The 15,958-nt window shown below is 71.4% G+C and carries 13 protein-coding genes and 1 riboswitch; of the genes, 7 read left to right on the top strand and 6 right to left on the bottom strand.

The window, feature by feature from the left end; all coding sequences use genetic code 11:
- Positions 1–60: 60 nt before the first annotated feature.
- The 4 genes from gcvP to B0B14_RS04405 all read right to left on the bottom strand — a co-directional run bounded on the left by gcvP (position 61) and on the right by B0B14_RS04405 (position 5,980).
- Positions 61–2,886 (bottom strand): aminomethyl-transferring glycine dehydrogenase, encoded by a 2,826-nt coding sequence (gene gcvP, locus B0B14_RS04420; protein ID WP_372236633.1) that lies wholly within the window; start codon positions 2,884–2,886, stop codon positions 61–63.
- Positions 2,887–2,942: 56 nt separating this feature from the next.
- On the bottom strand, positions 2,943–3,326 hold the full coding sequence (gcvH, locus tag B0B14_RS04415) for a glycine cleavage system protein GcvH (RefSeq protein ID WP_076680272.1): 384 nt from the start codon (positions 3,324–3,326) through the stop codon (positions 2,943–2,945).
- Entirely contained in the window at positions 3,323–4,474 is a 1,152-nt protein-coding gene (gcvT, locus tag B0B14_RS04410; protein ID WP_076681272.1) for a glycine cleavage system aminomethyltransferase GcvT, read from the bottom strand. Before gcvT ends, gcvH begins: the two co-directional genes overlap by 4 nt.
- 162 nt (positions 4,475–4,636) lie before the next feature.
- Positions 4,637–4,745, bottom strand: a riboswitch (glycine riboswitch).
- A gap of 62 nt (positions 4,746–4,807) precedes the next feature.
- Positions 4,808–5,980: a MarP family serine protease gene (locus B0B14_RS04405; protein WP_076680271.1), complete on the bottom strand. Its 1,173-nt coding sequence runs from the start codon at positions 5,978–5,980 to the stop codon at positions 4,808–4,810.
- A 117-nt stretch (positions 5,981–6,097) separates the two neighbouring features.
- On the opposite strand from B0B14_RS04405, the gene B0B14_RS04400 reads away from it, so the two are divergent.
- From B0B14_RS04400 to B0B14_RS04375, 6 genes are read left to right on the top strand one after another with little or no spacing between them, the layout of a single operon-like run.
- Positions 6,098–6,856, top strand: coding sequence for an NUDIX hydrolase (locus B0B14_RS04400; protein WP_083710331.1), 759 nt, complete (start codon positions 6,098–6,100; stop codon positions 6,854–6,856).
- Between the two features lie 32 nt (positions 6,857–6,888).
- Complete coding sequence (nadA, locus tag B0B14_RS04395; protein WP_076680270.1) at positions 6,889–8,259, top strand: quinolinate synthase NadA; 1,371 nt, start codon at positions 6,889–6,891, stop codon at positions 8,257–8,259.
- On the top strand, positions 8,256–9,830 hold the full coding sequence (gene nadB, locus B0B14_RS04390; protein WP_076680269.1) for an L-aspartate oxidase: 1,575 nt from the start codon (positions 8,256–8,258) through the stop codon (positions 9,828–9,830). The genes nadA and nadB overlap by 4 nt, the downstream gene beginning before the upstream one ends.
- Positions 9,830–10,705 carry a carboxylating nicotinate-nucleotide diphosphorylase gene (gene nadC / locus B0B14_RS04385; RefSeq protein ID WP_076680268.1) on the top strand — a complete coding sequence of 292 codons (876 nt, stop codon included), beginning with the start codon at positions 9,830–9,832 and terminating at the stop codon, positions 10,703–10,705. The genes nadB and nadC overlap by 1 nt, the downstream gene beginning before the upstream one ends.
- Position 10,706: 1 nt before the next feature.
- Positions 10,707–11,831: a cysteine desulfurase family protein gene (locus B0B14_RS04380; protein ID WP_076680267.1), complete on the top strand. Its 1,125-nt coding sequence runs from the start codon at positions 10,707–10,709 to the stop codon at positions 11,829–11,831.
- Positions 11,832–11,877: 46 nt separating this feature from the next.
- Complete coding sequence (locus tag B0B14_RS04375) at positions 11,878–12,822, top strand: glycosyltransferase family 2 protein (RefSeq protein WP_076680266.1); 945 nt, start codon at positions 11,878–11,880, stop codon at positions 12,820–12,822.
- A 5-nt stretch (positions 12,823–12,827) separates the two neighbouring features.
- Here B0B14_RS04375 and B0B14_RS04370 read toward each other — a convergent pair whose 3' ends face one another.
- A complete protein-coding gene (locus tag B0B14_RS04370; RefSeq protein ID WP_083710330.1) occupies positions 12,828–14,888 on the bottom strand; it encodes an ABC transporter ATP-binding protein in 2,061 nt (686 codons plus the stop codon).
- Positions 14,889–14,941: 53 nt separating this feature from the next.
- Between B0B14_RS04370 and B0B14_RS04365 the strand changes: the two genes are divergently transcribed.
- The gene (locus tag B0B14_RS04365) at positions 14,942–15,154 is read left to right on the top strand and encodes a hypothetical protein (RefSeq protein ID WP_076680265.1); all 213 of its coding nucleotides are present in this window, start codon (positions 14,942–14,944) and stop codon (positions 15,152–15,154) included.
- Positions 15,155–15,161: 7 nt separating this feature from the next.
- On the opposite strand, the gene B0B14_RS04360 is transcribed toward B0B14_RS04365, so the two are convergent.
- Positions 15,162–15,797, bottom strand: coding sequence for a DUF1345 domain-containing protein (locus B0B14_RS04360; protein WP_076680264.1), 636 nt, complete (start codon positions 15,795–15,797; stop codon positions 15,162–15,164).
- Positions 15,798–15,958 lie beyond the last annotated feature (161 nt).

The raw sequence follows: 15,958 nt of genomic DNA, 5'->3' as shown, positions 1-15,958 counted from the left end.
TACGGAAACACCGAGAGGGCGCGAGGGCGTAACGAGAACCGGCGGAACGAGGACCGCGGGCTAGGCGAACGCCTCGGGCGGCGGGCAGGCGCACACCAGGTTGCGGTCGCCGTAGGCCTGGTCGATGCGGCGCACGGGCGGCCAGTACTTGGTGCGCACGAGGGCGTGCACGGGGTAGACCGCGGTCGACCGCGAGTACGGGTGCTCCCACTCGCCCTCGATCACCGACGAGGCCGTGTGCGGCGCGTTGACGAGGGGATTGTCGTCAGCGGGCCACTCCCCCGCGGCGACGGCGTCGGCCTCGGCCTTGATCGCGATCATGGCCTCGATGAACCGCTCGATCTCGCCGAGGTCCTCGGACTCGGTCGGCTCGACCATGAGTGTGCCGGCGACAGGGAACGACATCGTCGGCGCATGGAAGCCGTAGTCGATGAGCCGCTTCGCGACGTCGTCGACCGTCACACCGGTGGCCTCTCGCAGCGGACGCAGGTCGAGGATGCATTCGTGCGCGACCAGGCCGCCCTCCCCGGCGTACAGCACCGGGAAGTGGTCCTGGAGGCGCACCGCGATGTAGTTCGCCGAGAGCACGGCCGCCGCCGTGGCATCCCGCAGCCCTTGGGCGCCCATCATGCGCACGTACGCCCACGAGATCGGGAGGATGGATGCCGAGCCCTGCGGAGCGCCGGAGATCGGCCCTCCGTCGAACACGAAGCCGCCCGCGTGGTCGCCGCGCTGGGAGAGCGGGTGCGACGGCAGGAACGGGGCCAGATGAGCCTTGGCGGCGACCGGGCCGACGCCGGGTCCTCCGCCGCCGTGCGGGATCGCGAACGTCTTGTGCAGGTTCAGGTGCGAGACGTCGCCGCCGAGGTCGCCGAACCGCGCGAAGCCGAGGAGGGCGTTGAGGTTGGCGCCGTCGACGTACACCTGGCCGCCCGCGTCGTGCACCGCCTGCGTGATCTCGAGCACCTCGTGCTCGTACACGCCGTGCGTCGACGGGTACGTGATCATCAGCGCCGAGAGCGCGTCGGCGTGCTGGGCGATCTTGGCGCGCAGGTCGTCGAGGTCGACGTTGCCGGCGTCATCGCAGGCCACCACGACGACCCGCATTCCGGCGAGCACGGCAGAGGCCGCGTTCGTGCCGTGCGCGGACGACGGGATGAGGCAGACGGTGCGCTGGGTGTCGCCGTTCGCGAGGTGATAGCCGCGGATGGCGAGGAGCCCCGCGAGCTCGCCCTGCGAGCCCGCGTTCGGCTGCAGCGACACGGCGTCGTAGCCCGTGACCTCGGCCAGCCACGTCTCGAGCTGCTCGATGAGGGCGAGATACCCGTGCACGTCGGCCTCGGGGGCGAACGGATGCACGCGCGAGAACTCCGGCCACGACACCGCCGCCATCTCGGTCGCCGCGTTGAGCTTCATCGTGCACGAGCCGAGGGGGATCATGCCGCGATCGAGCGCGTAGTCCCGGTCGGCGAGTGTCTTGAGGTACCGCATCATGGCGGTCTCGGAGTGGTGCGACGTGAAGACCGGATGCGTCAGGTACTCGTCTTCGCGGTGCAGCACCTCGGCGACGCCCCGCAGCGGCTCCGCGGAGTCCCACGGCAGATCGCGCACGTCGTGCTCGTCGGCGGCGGGAAGGCCGAACGCCCAGGCCACGACCGCGAGGTCGTCGGCGGTGGTCGTCTCATCGACAGAGATGCCGACCGTCGCGTCATCCACCCAGAACAGCTGGTAGCCCTTCGCGCGCGCACGTTCGATGACGCGCTGCGACGGCCCGGGGGTCACGACGCGGATCGTGTCGAAGAATGCCTCGTGGGTGACGTGGAGGTCGTACGACCGCAGACGCTCGGCCAGAGCATCCGCCTTCTTCGCGACGTCGGTGGCGATCGCCTTCAGCCCGTCAGGACCGTGGTAGACCGCGTACATCGCCGCCATGACGGCCAGCAGCACCTGCGCGGTGCAGATGTTCGAGGTCGCCTTCTCGCGGCGGATGTGCTGCTCGCGGGTCTGGAGCGCGAGGCGGTAGGCCGGGTGGCCGGCGGCATCCTGCGACACGCCCACGAGGCGTCCGGGGAGCTGGCGCTCGAGGCCGGCGCGCACGGCCATGTACCCGGCGTGCGGGCCGCCGAAGCCGAGCGGGACGCCGAAGCGCTGCGTCGTCCCCACGGCGACGTCGGCGCCCAGCGAGCCGGGCGAGCGCAGCAGGGTGAGGGCGAGGAGGTCGGCGGCCACGACGACGAGTCCGCCCTGGGCCTGGACTGCAGCGATGACCTCGGACGGGTCCCACACGCGGCCCGACGCCCCGGGGTACTGCACGAATGCGCCGAACACGTCGATGTCGGCGGGCGGCGGCGACATGTCGTACGGCGTGTAGTGCAGCTGGATACCGAGGGCCTCGGCGCGGTGCGCGAGAAGGGCCTTCGTCTGCGGCAGCGTGTCGGCATCCACGAGGAAGACGTTCGAGGTCGACTTCGACGCCCGGCGGGCCACGAGCATGCCCTCCACGACCGCGGTGGACTCGTCGAGCATCGACGCGTTCGCCGTGGCGAGTCCGGTGAGGTCGGTCACCATCGTCTGGAAGTTGATGAGCGCCTCGAGGCGGCCCTGCGAGATCTCGGGCTGGTAGGGCGTGTAGGCCGTGTACCAGGAGGGGTTCTCGAGCACGTTGCGCGCGATGACCGACGGCGTGAACGTGTCGTAGTAGCCGAGGCCGATCATGGGGCGCGCGGGCCGGTTCTGCGACGCGAGCACGCGCAGCTCGGCGAGGGCCTCGGCCTCCGATGCCGCAGGCGGGATCGAGGAGGTCTCGCGCGGGCGGACATGGATGGATGCCGGGACGGCGCGCTCGACGAGGGCGTCGACCGTGTCGTAGCCCAGGGCGTCGAGCATGACGCGCTGGGCGCGGGCATCCGTTCCGATGTGGCGCTGGACGAAGGGCGCCGCGGTCACGCGTCGTCGTCCGTGAGCGCGACGTACGCGGCGCGGTCGAGGAGCGCGTCGACCGCGGCCGGGTCGACCTTGATCTTCACGAGCCAGCCCGCACCGAAGGCATCCGAGTTGACCAGCGACGGGTCGGCCACGACGTCGTCGTTGATCTCGACGATCTCGCCGTCGAGGGGCGCGTAGAGCTCGCCGACCGACTTCGTCGACTCGATCTCGCCGCTCACCTGGTTCGCGGTGACCGCCGTGCCGACGCCCGGGAGGTCGACGTACACGACGTCGCCCAGCTTGTCGGCCGCGTAGTCGGTGATGCCGACGGTCGCGATCTCGCCCTCGAGGGCGACCCACTCGTGCTCGGCGGTGTACTTGAGGCTGTTCAGATCGGTCACTTCGCGTTCCTCTTGTAGAAGGGCAGGGTGGTCACGGTCGCGGGGATGCGGTTGCCGCGCACGTCGATGAAGAGTTCGGTTCCGGGCTCGGACGCCGACGGCGCCACGAAGGCCATCGCGACGGGGTGGCCGAGGGTCGGACTGAGCGCGCCGCTCGTGATCTCGCCGACCTGTTCGCCGTCGACGCTCAGCACCGCGTAGCCCGCCCGGCCGGCGCGGCGCCCGTCGGCCACCAGGGCGACGAGCACCGGAGCGTCGCTCGCGACGACGCTGGCCAGCGCGGAGCGTCCCACGAAGTCGGCTTCCTTCGTCTTGAGGGGCACGACGCGGCCGAGTCCGGCCTGCGCGGGGACGATGTCGAGCGAGAGCTCGTGGCCGTAGAGCGGCATGCCCGCCTCGAGGCGGAGCGTGTCGCGGGCGGCGAGACCCGCCGGCACGAGCCCGAACGGCTCGCCGGCCGCGCGGACCGCGTCCCAGAGCGCGCAGGCGTCGGCGGCGTCGACGCTCAGCTCGAAGCCGTCCTCGCCCGTGTACCCGGTGCGGCTGACCAGCACGGCACCGCCGCCGAAGCGCATGCCCATCGCGGTGTAGTACGGCAGGGAATCCAGCGTGTGCCCCATCGCGAGAGCGTCGTCGTGCACGAGCGACGTCGTCGCCTCGAGGATCTCCTGGGCGCGGGGCCCCTGCACGGCGATGAGGGCGGCGTCCGTCTCCGTCACCTGCGCGTTGAAGCCCTCGATCCGGTCCGCGAGCGCCGTGCGCACCGCATCGCGGTTGCCGGCGTTGGCGACGATGAGGAACTGATCGTCGGCGTTCCGCGTCACGATGAGGTCGTCGATGATGCCGCCGGTGGGTGCCAGGATCATCGTGTACTTGGCCTTGGACAGGGCGAGCTTGGTGGGGTCGAACGCGAGCGCGTAGGCGAGGAACGCCTCCCGCTCCTCCCCCGTGACCACGAACTGCGCCATGTGCGAGATGTCGAACAGACCGGCCGCGGTGCGCACCGCGTGGTGCTCGGCGAGGTCGGACGTGTAGCGCACCGGCATCGACCAGCCGCCGAAGTCGGTGAAGGACGCTCCGAGCGCGGCGTGGCGATCGTGCAGCGCCGTGACGCGCAGGGGCGCTGCGCCATCGATGGGTTCGGTCATGAGTTCTCCCGTTGCGGGCGTGCGGATGCCGGTCGGCACCCGAGGAACTCCCCCTCTGTCATGGGCCTGAGAGCTTCACCCGTGGACGGACGCGGGTCCGTGGCGGGGCTTTCACCGTCGGCGGATCCCCCGCCGGCGCGCGGGATCGCTTTTCAGAGTGGCCGGACGAGCACGGTACGCGGACCTGAGAGATTGGCGGGGAGGCTTGCTCCTTCGGTGCCCGTCATCGCTTCGCGAGAAGCGGATGCCGGGGCTCTCCCGCACACGTCATGCGGCCTGTATCGACTTGTCCGCACAGCATAGCGCGCGCGGGGCAGCGAAGACGCCGGTCGGCTAGGGCTTGCAGGCCCCGGTCGACACCGTCGGGCCGCTCGCCGACGACCCGGCGAGCGCCGGACGCAGCTCGTTCGTCGTCATTGCGTAGCCGCGCGACTGACCGTCGTCGCCGCGGGCGAACACCACGCCGGCCACCTGGCCGGCCTCGGTGAGCAGAGGACCCCCGGAGTTGCCCGGCAGCACGTCGGCCTGCAGCGAGTAGATCTCACGCGGTGCCGCCGACGCGCCGTCGATCCCCGGAACGGGCACGACGCCGACCGACAGCACGTGCGCGGGGGTGGAGGTGAACGGTCCGCCCAGCGGATAGCCCTGCACCACCGCAGCCGTGCCGGGCGCGAGCTGATCGATCTCGGTGAGGGGCGCCGCGGCGAGCCCGTCGACGGCGATGACGGCGAGGTCGTCGACCGGATCGAAGTAGACGATCCGCCCCTCGCGCGCTTCGCGCCCGGGCAGCTCCACGACGGGAAGATCCACTCCGGCGACGACGTGCGCGTTCGTGACCACGAGGTCGGGCGCCGCGACGAAGCCCGATCCGGTGAGGGCGACGCCGCACGCGTAGGCGGTTCCGCTGATGCGGGCGACGGATGCCGCGGCGGTCTGGAGCTCGGGATCGTCGAGGGCGACGGGCGGTGACGTGGGGGCGACCTCAGACCGCAGCAGCTCGCCGAGTCGTGGGAGGCCTTCGTCGACGACCGCCCCGCGCAGCTGGGCGAGGGCGGTGTCGACGGGCGGAGGTGTGAGCTCGTCGAGGAGTCCCAGGACGCGTGAGGAGGCGACCGCCGGTGCGAGGGCGGGCATTCCCGTGGCCGTCACGGTGGCCCCGACCATGAGCAGCACGAGAGCGGTGGCGACCGTGCTGAACACGCCGCCGAGGATCCGGTCGATCGTCTTGAGCTTGATGCGGTCGGCGCCGGAGCGCAGCGTCTCGCCGATGAGCGTGCCCAGTGCGGCGCCCACGATGACGACGACGACCGCTCCCGCAGCGAGCGCGATGCCGCGCCACGAGGCATCCGGGATCCAGGGGCCGGCGAGGGGGACGAGCCAGTACGCGGCGAGCGCACCTGCCACGAGGCCCGCGATCGTGCCGATGCTGGCGAGGAAGCCGCGGGCGATGCCGACGGCGAGCGCGACGACGAGTGCCGCGACGGCGATGACGTCGACCACCAGCATCCCGAGCTCCTCTCGCTCAGCGCCCCACTGTAGGCGACGTGGCTGAGTATCCACGGCGCCCGGCATTTGCCCTTCAGGTCAGATCGACTATAAGATCGACCCAAGGTTAAAGTCACAATGACACGAACAAGCACCCTTCCCGAGGCCGGCGGCGCACCGGCATCCGCCGACGACGTCACGCGCGTCGCCGTGTCGACGGTGATCTTCAGCCTGCGCCGGCCGACGGGGTCGGATCGACCCACGGTCGTGCTGCCACTCGTGCGACGCACGCGCGACCCGCACGAGGGCCAGTGGGCGCTCCCGGGCGGATGGCTCGACATCGCGGAGAGCCTGGATGCCGCCGCATCCCGCACCCTCGCCGAGACGACGGGGCTCGCGCCCAGCCATCTCGAGCAGCTGTACGCGTTCGGAGCCGTGGAACGCTCCCCCACCCGCGTGGTCTCGATCGTCTACTGGGCGCTCGTTCGCGAGGAGGACGCCTCCACGATGCTGACCGGCGCCGACGTCGACCTGGAGAACGTCGCGTGGTTCGAGGCGGGCGAGCTGCCCCCTCTCGCGTTCGACCACAACGAGATCGTCGAGTACGCCCTGTGGCGCTTGCGCAACAAGGTCGGCTACAGCCGCATCGCCCACGGCCTCCTCCCCGACGAGTTCACGCTCGCCGAGCTGCGCGAGGTCTACGAGGCGATCCTCGGGCGGCGTCTCGACCCTGCCAACTTCCGCCGGCAGGTCGAGAGCTCCGCGACCCTCATCCCGACCGACGACTTCCGCACGGGCAGCCATCGTCCCGCGCGCCTGTACCGCTACAACCGGGACGTCGAGCTCGCCGACCGCGGACCCGTCCGCGTGCACGGCGCGGACGACCCCGCTCGCTGACACCCGATCCACACCCCCGAGAAGAGAAGGCCATGCCCGCCGTCACCCTCACCCTCCAGCCCCGGCCGGTCGACCCGTCCGTCGACCACGAGATCCAGGCGATCGTCGCCGGCGCCTCCAACGCCGACACGTGCAACACCGACCTCGCGGCGGGCCCGTGGAACTTCGACAGCCGCCCCGGGTACGGGCCGGGCTCGTCGATGGGCGATGTCATCCCGACCGGCTCGCCGCGGCAGGGCGAGCTCCCGGCGGACTACCGGGAGGCGTCGGAGGACGAGCTGGCCGACCGCATCCGTGCGGCCAAGGCCGCCCTCGGCGACCGTGTCGTCGTGCTCGGCCACTTCTACCAGCGCGAGGAGGTCGTGCTCCACGCCGACTACGTGGGCGACTCGTTCCAGCTCGCGAACGCGGCGAAGGCGCATCCCGAGGCCGAGGCGATCGTCTTCTGCGGCGTGCACTTCATGGCAGAGACCGCCGACCTCCTGTCGAGGCCGGAGCAGGCCGTCATCCTCCCCAACCTCGCCGCCGGGTGCTCCATGGCCGACATGGCCGACATCGACCAGGTGGAGGAGTGCTGGGAGCAGCTGGAGGAGATCTTCGGCGACCTCGACGCCGTCGACGCCGACGGGCTCGTGCCGGTCGTCCCCGTGACCTACATGAACTCCTCCGCCGCGATCAAGGGCTTCGTCGGCCGCCACGGCGGGATCGTCTGCACGTCGTCGAACGCCCAGACCGTGCTGGAGTGGGCGTTCGCCCGCGGGCGCCGCGTGCTGTTCTTCCCCGACCAGCACCTGGGCCGCAACACCGCCAAGGCCATGGGGGTGCCGCTCGAGCAGATGCCGATGTGGAATCCGAACAAGCCGTTCGGCGGGTCCACCGCGGGAGAGCTCGAGGACTCGCGCGTCATCCTGTGGCACGGCTTCTGCTCCGTGCACCGCCGGTTCTCGGTCGACCAGATCGACAAGGCCCGCGCCGAGCACCCCGGCGTGCGCGTCATCGTGCACCCCGAGTGCCCGATGGCGGTGGTGGATGCCGCCGACGAGGCCGGGTCGACCGACTACATCCGCCGCGCCATCGAAGGCGCGACGGAGCCCACGACGTTCGCGATCGGCACCGAGGTCAACCTCGTGCAGCGTCTCGCGGCGGCCCACCCGCAGCACGAGATCTTCTGCCTCGATCCGGTCGTCTGCCCGTGCTCGACGATGTACCGCATCCACCCCGGGTATCTCGCGTGGGTCCTGGAGGGACTCGTCGCAGGACAGGTGCTCAACCGCATCACGGTGCCGGGCGACGTGGCCGAGCCCGCGCGCCTCGCACTCGAGCGGATGCTGGCGGCCAAGCCTCCGGCGGCGCCCTCGCTGACCCCGCCCGCTCCGGCGCCTGCCGACGGGACGGGGGCATGACCGTCCACGCCGTCGTCGTGGGGTCGGGGATCGCCGGCCTCACCGTCGCGCTGCACGCAGTCGAGCACGGCTGCCGTGTGACGCTCGTCACGAAGGACGTGCTCGAGCATGCGAACACGCGCTTCGCCCAGGGCGGGATCGCGGGCGTCATGTTCGACGACGACCGCACCGAAGACCACATCCACGACACGATCGTCGCGGGAGCCGGCCTGAGCGACCCCGAGGCCGTGCGCGTGCTCGCCGAGGAGGGGCCGTCGCGCATCCGCGAGCTCGTGTCGCTCGGCGTCGCGTTCGACCGCGGGGCCGACGGCGCGTACGTGAAGGGCCTCGAAGCCGCGCACTCGTATCCCCGCATCCTGCACTCCGGCGGCGATGCGACCGGCACCGCGATCGAGAAGGCCCTCGTCGCACGGCTGCGGGCGAGCGATGTGCGGGTCGTCGAGCACGCGTTCCTCGTCGATCTCCTCGTGCGTGACGACCGGGTCGCGGGCGTCGACCTGCTCGTCGGCGATGCGGAATCGACTCCGGGCAGGCGCGAGACGCTCGAGGCCGAGGCGGTCGTGCTCGCGACCGGCGGCGCGGGCGAGCTCTACGCCTACACGACCAATCCTCCGGTGGCGACCGGCGACGGCATCGCGGCGGCTCTCCGCGCCGGCGTCGACGTGACCGATCTGGAGTTCTTCCAGTTCCACCCCACGATCATCGCGCGCGGCGACGCGTTTCTCGTGTCCGAAGCCGTCCGCGGCGAAGGGGCGACCCTCCTCGACGAGAACGGGCACCGCTTCGCCCTCGATGTGCATCCCGACGGCGAGCTCGCCCCACGAGACGTCGTGGCCCGGGCGATCGCCGATGCGATGGAACAGCAGGACGGACGCCCCGTCTTCCTCGATGCGACGCACCTGCGGTCCACCGAGGCCGAGACGCGCGCGTTCCTCGCCGAGCGCTTCCCGACGATCGACGCGGCGGTGCGCGCACGCGGGCTGGACTGGGCGCGCGAGCCGATCCCGGTCGCACCGGCCGCCCACTATCTGATGGGCGGCGTGACGACCGACCTCCACGGACGCACCACGCTCCCCGGCCTGTACGCCGTGGGCGAGGTGGCGCGCACCGGCGTGCACGGCGCCAACCGGCTCGCCTCCAACTCGCTGCTCGAGGGCGCGGTGTTCGGCGCGCGCGCGGGCGACGCGATCGCGGCGGATGCTGCCGCCGCGACCTGGGCCGGACCGACCGTTCGTTCGCCCCGAACGGCGGCCTCGACAGTCGGCTCGACAGGGGACGAGGACGCCCCCGCGTTCTCACGGAAAGCGCTCCAACGGCTGATGTGGGAGCACGCCGGCCTCGTCCGCGACGAATCCGGCTTGCGGCGCGCGGCATCCGTCCTCGCGACGTGGCGTCTCTCGATCGCCGCGCCGCGGACCGAGGCGGAGTTCGAGGACCACAACCTCCTCGACGTCGGTCAGGCCCTGGTCGCCGCCGCTCTCGCGCGCCCGGATTCGGTCGGTGCGCACTTCCGACGCGATGCCGGGGCCCTCGCGGCCGCGCCCGTCGACGTCGCGATGGGAGTCCGCTGATGCTGACGCAAGCCCACATCGACCGTGTCGTCGCGGCGGCCCTCGAAGAGGACGCCCCGTGGGGCGACGTGACGAGCGAGTACCTGATCCCCGAAGACGCCCGGGCCACTGCCGACCTGACCGCGCGCGAGTCCGGGGTGTTCAGTGGCGGCGAGGTGTTCGCCGCCGCGTTCCGCCTGACGGACCCCACCGTGGAGGTGCGGCTGCTCGTCGACGACGGCGAGTTCTTCGAGCGCGGCGCCGTGCTCGCGACCGTGCACGGACCCGCCCGGTCGGTGCTGACCGCCGAGCGGATCGGCCTCAACTTCGCCCAGCGGATGTCGGGCACGGCGACGCTGACGGCGCTGTACGTCGCCGAGGTCGCGCACACCACGGCGCGGATCGTCGACACCCGCAAGACGACACCCGGACTGCGTCAGTTCGAGCGCCACGCCGTGCGCAACGGCGGCGGTCACAACCACCGCTTCTCGCTGTCGGACGCCGTCATGGCCAAGGACAACCACTTGGCCGTGCTCGCGGAGAAGCACGCGTCGGTCACGGCGGCGCTCACGGCGGCCCTGAGCCGCCTCCCCCACACGACGCACGTCGAGGTGGAGGTGGATCGGCTCGAGCAGATCGAGCCGGTGCTCGCCGCCGGGCTGGGGGCGCGCGGCATCGGCACGATCATGCTGGACAACTTCTCCCTCGAGGATCTGCGGGCCGGCGTCGCGCTGATCGACGGACGCGTGACGGTCGAGGCATCCGGGGGCGTGTCGCTCGAGACGGTGCGCGCGATCGCCGAGACCGGCGTCGACGTCATCTCGGTGGGTGCCCTCACCCACTCCGCGCGCGCGCTCGACCTCGGTCTCGACGTGCGCATCCGCACGGATGGCTGACGTGCTCTACCTCGACAACGCCGCGACGACCCCGGTGCGCCCGGAGGTGCTCGAGGCGATGATGCCGTTCCTCACCCGCTGGTTCGGCAATCCGTCGAGCCACCACACCGTCGGCGAGGCGGCCGCCGACGCCCTCGCCGACGCCCGGGCGCGCGTCGCCCGCGCCCTCGGGATGCGCGCCGGCGACGTCGTTTTCACGTCGGGCGGCACCGAGGCCAACAATCTCGCGGTCAAGGGCATCGCGATCGCGGCGACCGGGCGCCGGCACGTCGTGACGACCGCGATCGAGCACGAATCGATCCTCGAGTCCGTCGACCACCTCCGCCGCATCCACGGCTTCGATGCGACGATGGCCGCCGTGACCTCGACCGCACGGGTGACTCCGGATGCCGTCGCCGATGCGCTGCGCGACGACACGGCGCTCGTGAGCATCGGCTACGCGAACAACGAGGTGGGCACGGTGCAGGACGTCGCGGGCATAGCCGCCGTCGCCCGCGAGCGGGGGGTTCCCCTGCACGTGGACGCCGTGCAGGCCGCGGGCTGGCTTCCGCTCGACACCGTCGGCGCCGACGCGATCTCGATCGCCGGCCACAAGCTCGGCACCCCGAAGGGCGTCGGCGCCCTGGCGGTGCGGGGACGCATCCCTCTCGAGCCCCTCCTCCACGGCGGCGGGCAGGAACGCGGACGCCGCAGCGGCACGGAGGACGTCGCCGGGGCGGTCGGGCTCGCGGTCGCCCTCGAGCTGGCCGAATCTGAACGCCTCGACGACGCGGCCCGACTGGCGGCGCTGCGGGATGCCTTCACCGCGCGCGTGCTCTCACTCGTGCCGAGTGCGCGCATGACCGGCGATCCGCGTCACCGCCTTCCCGCCACGGCCTCGTTCACCTTCGCCGGCACGAGCGGCGAGGCCGTGCTGCTCGAGCTCGAGCGACGCGGGATCGTGTCGTCGAGCGGATCGGCGTGCGCGGCCGGAAGCGACGAGCCCTCGCACGTGCTGCTCGCGATGGGCGTCTCGCCGGAGGTCGCCCAGACCGCCGTGCGCTTCACTTTCCCGCACAAGATGCAGGGCTCACCCGACGCGATCGCCGACGCCGTCGCGGCATCCGTCGCCGCCGTCAGCGGCTGAGCGTCCGCCGACCTCCGGCATCCGCTCTGCCAGTACGATCGGGCACGTGCCTCCCGCCGCGATCACCCTCATCGTGCCCGGCTTCGACGTCGCCGCCTACGCCGAAGAGGCGATCGACTCGCTCCGCCGACAGACGCGCGGCGACTGGACGGCCGTCCTGATCGACGACGCCTCGACGGATGCGACGGGTCGACTGTTCGACGCCGCCGCCGCGCGCGATGAGCGGTTCCGCGTCGTCCACCACGCCTCCCGCCGCGGTCTCGGGGCCGCGCGCAACGCCGGCCTGGACGCCGTCGACACGCCGTATCTCGGATTCCTCGACGCCGACGACATCCTCACGGACCGCGCGCTCGAGAGCCTCCTCGGCACCCTCGAGGAGACGGGGAGCGACTTCGTGGTCGGAGCCTATGTGCGACTCAAGCCCGACGCGGGCGGGGCGTATTCGCCCGGCGTCGTGCAGCCATGGGTCGCGGCGGCGACCGCCCCCGCGCAGCGCGGCACCACCATCGAGGCGCACCCGGAGGCATCCGGCAACATCGTCGCGTGGTCCAAGGTCGCCCGCACCGACTTCTGGCGCCGCGCGGGTCTCCGCTTCCCCGAGGGCAAGCTGTACGAGGACCAGATCGTCGCCGCACGGATGTATGCGCAGTCGCGCCGCTTCGACACGGTCCCCGACGTGATCGTGCACTGGCGCGAGCGCGCGGACGGCTCGTCGATCACGCAGGGCAAGGGCACCGTGCCCGTTCTGCACGACTACCTCGAGGCCATGACCGGCGGCATCGCCGTGTTCGAGGCATCGGGTCATCGCTCCGCCGTGCGCGCGCGAGTGCGACTGATTCAGGACATGGACCTGCCTCCGCTCGTCGAGATCGCCCGCACGCATCCGGATGACGCCTACCGTCGCGCTCTCGGAGCGTTCGCCCGCGACCTCGGCTCGCGCGCCGCCGACGTCACGCCGTCCGCTGCGGCCTCCGCCGCGGCGCTGTGGTGAGACGGTCAGGCCCGCGGATCGTCGGAGCCGGGCTGCGGCACGTACGCGCCGTCGTCGCCTGAGTTCGGCCATCCGCGCTCGATGGCGGGCGCGTCGTCGACCAGCAGCGAGGCAGCGGCCGCCCCGTCGGAGTCGGACGGAGCCCGATCGGCGCGTCGCTCGGGCAGCGCCGCAGGCGGATCGGCCTCCTCCGTCTCCAGGATCCGTGACGCCGCGAGCTGCTGCGCCGCGAGCTCCGAGTACAGTCCGCCCTGCGCGAGCAGCGACGCATGCGTCCCCGATTCGACGACGCGTCCGGCCTCGACGACGTGGATGACATCGGCGCCGATCACGGTCGACAGTCGATGCGCGATCGACAGGGTCGTTCTGCCCCGGGCCGCGGCATCCAGCGCCTCCTGCACCACGCGCTCCGACACGGTGTCGAGAGCGGACGTCGCCTCGTCGAGCAGCAGCACGGGCGGGTCCTTCAGCAGCACGCGCGCGATCGCGATGCGCTGCTTCTCCCCGCCCGAGAGGCGGTAGCCGCGCTCGCCCACGACGGTGTCGTAGCCCTCTTCGAACCCCGTGATGATGTGGTGGATGTTGGCGGCCGTGCACGCGGCCTCGAGCTCGGCCTGCGTGGCGTCGGGCTTGGCGTACATCAGGTTGTCGCGGATGGTCGCATGGAAGAGGTACGTCTCCTGCGAGACGATGCCGACCTGGTCGATGATCGACTCCTGCGTCAGCCGGCGCACGTCTTCTCCGGCGAACAGCACGGCTCCGCCGGTCGCCTCGTACAGGCGCGGGGCCAGGTACAGGATCGTCGTCTTCCCGGCGCCGGAGGGGCCGACGAACGCGACGTGCTGACCCGGTTCGGCCGTGAACGACACGCCCTGGAGGGTGGGGCGGGCGTCGGGCGCGGCATCCGGATAGGCGAACCGCACGTCGCGGAACTCGATGCGCCCGAGGGGCCCGGGTGCGGCGGCCGCCGACACGGCATCGGGGGCGTCGCGGATCGCCGGCACGAGATCGAGGTACTCGAAGATGCGCGCGAACAGCGCTCCGGATGTCTGGATGTCGAGCGCCACCCGCATGAGACCCATCAGCGGCTGCAGCAGCCTCGCCTGCACGGTCGTGAACGCGACGACGGTGCCGGCGGTGATCGTGTCGACGCCGCCGGAGATGAGATAGCCCGACACGAGATAGATGACCGCCGGCACGCTGGCCATCAGCACCTGCACCACCGCGAAGAAGCCCTGGCCGCTCATGGCGCGCCGCACCTGCAGACGCACCTGGTTCGCGTTCTCGGCGCGGTACCGACCCGACTCGGTGCGCTGTCGGTTGAAGGCCTTGGACAGGAGGATGCCGCTCACCGACAGCGTCTCCTGCGTGATCGACGTCAGCTCCGAGAGCGATTCCTGCGTCTCGCCCGCGATGCGCGCGCGCACCTGCCCGACGCGCCGCTGCACGACGATGAGGATCGGCATCATGACGACCGCGATGATCGTGAGCCGCCAGTCGATGAGGATCATCGCCACGAGCGACGCGATGACCGTGACGACGTTGCCCAGGATGCTCGTCACCGTGCTGGTGAGCACCCCCGACACCCCGCCGACGTCGTTCTGCAGGCGCGACTGGATGACGCCGGTCTTGGTGCGGGTGAAGAAGCCGAGCTCCATCGCCTGCAGGTGCTCGAAGAGCTTCACGCGGAGGTCGCCGGTGACGCTGTTGCCGACCGTCGACGTGAGCCACGTCTGCACGACCCCGAGGGCGGCGGAGAACAGGAACAGGCCGATCATGATCAGCACGAGCCGCAGCAGCAGGCCGAGGTCGACGCCCGACCCGTCGGTGGGGAAGAGCGCATCGTCGAAGATCCGCTGCACGAGCAGCGGCGGGATGACGGCGATGGCCGCACCGACGACGACGATGACGCCCGTCGCGATGATGCGGCCGAGGTAGGGGCGGAAGAGCGCGACGATGCGGGAGCCCATCCGATCGATGCGCGGGGCGTCGGCGTTGAGCCGTCGCTGGGCCGCTTCATCGACCGGGCGTCCGCCGCCGACGCCGCGTCCGCCCATGCCGCCCATGCTCATCACGCCAGCCTAGTTTCCGGTGTCGACACCGCGGCTATGGTTGACCCATGACCACGAACGACTCCCCCGCCACCCCCGACGGTGCCGATCTCGCCGCCCTGCGCGAGACGATCGACGAGCTGAAGTCGAAGACGACCGAAGAGCTCATCGAGCCGCTTCCGAAGGACATCGAGGAGAACGAGCCCACTCCCGAGGTCACCGACGCGATCGGATCCGAGAAGTGGGACGAGCCCGCCGACGAGGAGCGCACCGAGGTCTGACGGCGGCTCAGCCCAGTCCGGTCACGAGGTTGATCACCGTCGCCAGGATGACGGCGCCGAACAGGTAGGCCAGAAGCGTCTGGGCGATCACGACCCGGCGGATCTCGTTACGTGACACGTTCGTGTCGGCGACCTGGTACGTCATGCCGAGCCCGACGGAGAAGTACGCGAAATCGGTGTACATCGGCGGCTCCTGCTGATTGAAGCCGATGCCCCCCACGGGATCGCGGTAGTACAGGTGCGCGTAGCGCAGCATGTAGTCGACCTGGATCAGCGCCCACGACGCGGCGACCGCGACGACGGCGATCGCGGCCAGCAGGAACGACTGCGCCAGACTCACGTTCCGCGTCTGGACGAGGACGACGGCGACGGCGCCGAGGCTGGCCACGCTGCCCGCCACCGCGATGACGCGCGCGATGCGCCGCCCCGGATCCTCCCGCGTGGCATGATCGCGCGTCTGGTCGGCGTCCATCGGCCAGGTCAGCACCAGGATCCAGGCCACGCTCACGATCGCGACCACCGACCAGCCCGCCAGGAGAGCCGCCGCGAGCCCGAGGAACGGCCCCACCACGAGGCCGCCGGCGATGCCGGCGGCGAGCGACACGACGCTGCGTGCGAGCACCGCCGATCGCCGTCCGGACATATTCTGAATGTTCGCACGGAATCGGGGAATGCCGTGTCCGACCCGGCGGTTATCGTTTGTCGTGCCGTGGGGTGCGGCTTTCCGCGACCCTTCCGCTCTTCGCGCCGTCTGCGCACACCATCACGAGCCTCGCCAGAGCAAGACGTCTGAGCAGTGAGGAG

This window comes from Microbacterium sp. RU33B, assembly GCF_900155915.1.
Classification (GTDB): Bacteria; Actinomycetota; Actinomycetes; order Actinomycetales; family Microbacteriaceae; genus Microbacterium.
The sequence above is the reverse complement of the archived record's forward strand: the minus strand, read 5'-3'. Positions and strand labels throughout refer to the sequence as shown.

What these genes read in the sequence shown, in the direction of transcription:
- gcvP (WP_372236633.1), bottom strand. Translation starts at nt 2,886, where the DNA reads ATGCTCGACGCCCTGGGCTACGACACGGTCGACGCCCTCGTCGAGCGC.
- gcvT (WP_076681272.1), bottom strand. Translation starts at nt 4,474, where the DNA reads ATGACCGAACCCATCGATGGCGCAGCGCCCCTGCGCGTCACGGCGCTG.
- B0B14_RS04405 (WP_076680271.1), bottom strand. Translation starts at nt 5,980, where the DNA reads ATGCTGGTGGTCGACGTCATCGCCGTCGCGGCACTCGTCGTCGCGCTC.
- B0B14_RS04400 (WP_083710331.1), top strand. Translation starts at nt 6,098, where the DNA reads ATGACACGAACAAGCACCCTTCCCGAGGCCGGCGGCGCACCGGCATCC.
- nadA (WP_076680270.1), top strand. Translation starts at nt 6,889, where the DNA reads ATGCCCGCCGTCACCCTCACCCTCCAGCCCCGGCCGGTCGACCCGTCC.
- nadB (WP_076680269.1), top strand. Translation starts at nt 8,256, where the DNA reads ATGACCGTCCACGCCGTCGTCGTGGGGTCGGGGATCGCCGGCCTCACC.
- nadC (WP_076680268.1), top strand. Translation starts at nt 9,830, where the DNA reads ATGCTGACGCAAGCCCACATCGACCGTGTCGTCGCGGCGGCCCTCGAA.
- B0B14_RS04370 (WP_083710330.1), bottom strand. Translation starts at nt 14,888, where the DNA reads ATGGGCGGCATGGGCGGACGCGGCGTCGGCGGCGGACGCCCGGTCGAT.
- B0B14_RS04365 (WP_076680265.1), top strand. Translation starts at nt 14,942, where the DNA reads ATGACCACGAACGACTCCCCCGCCACCCCCGACGGTGCCGATCTCGCC.
- B0B14_RS04360 (WP_076680264.1), bottom strand. Translation starts at nt 15,797, where the DNA reads ATGTCCGGACGGCGATCGGCGGTGCTCGCACGCAGCGTCGTGTCGCTC.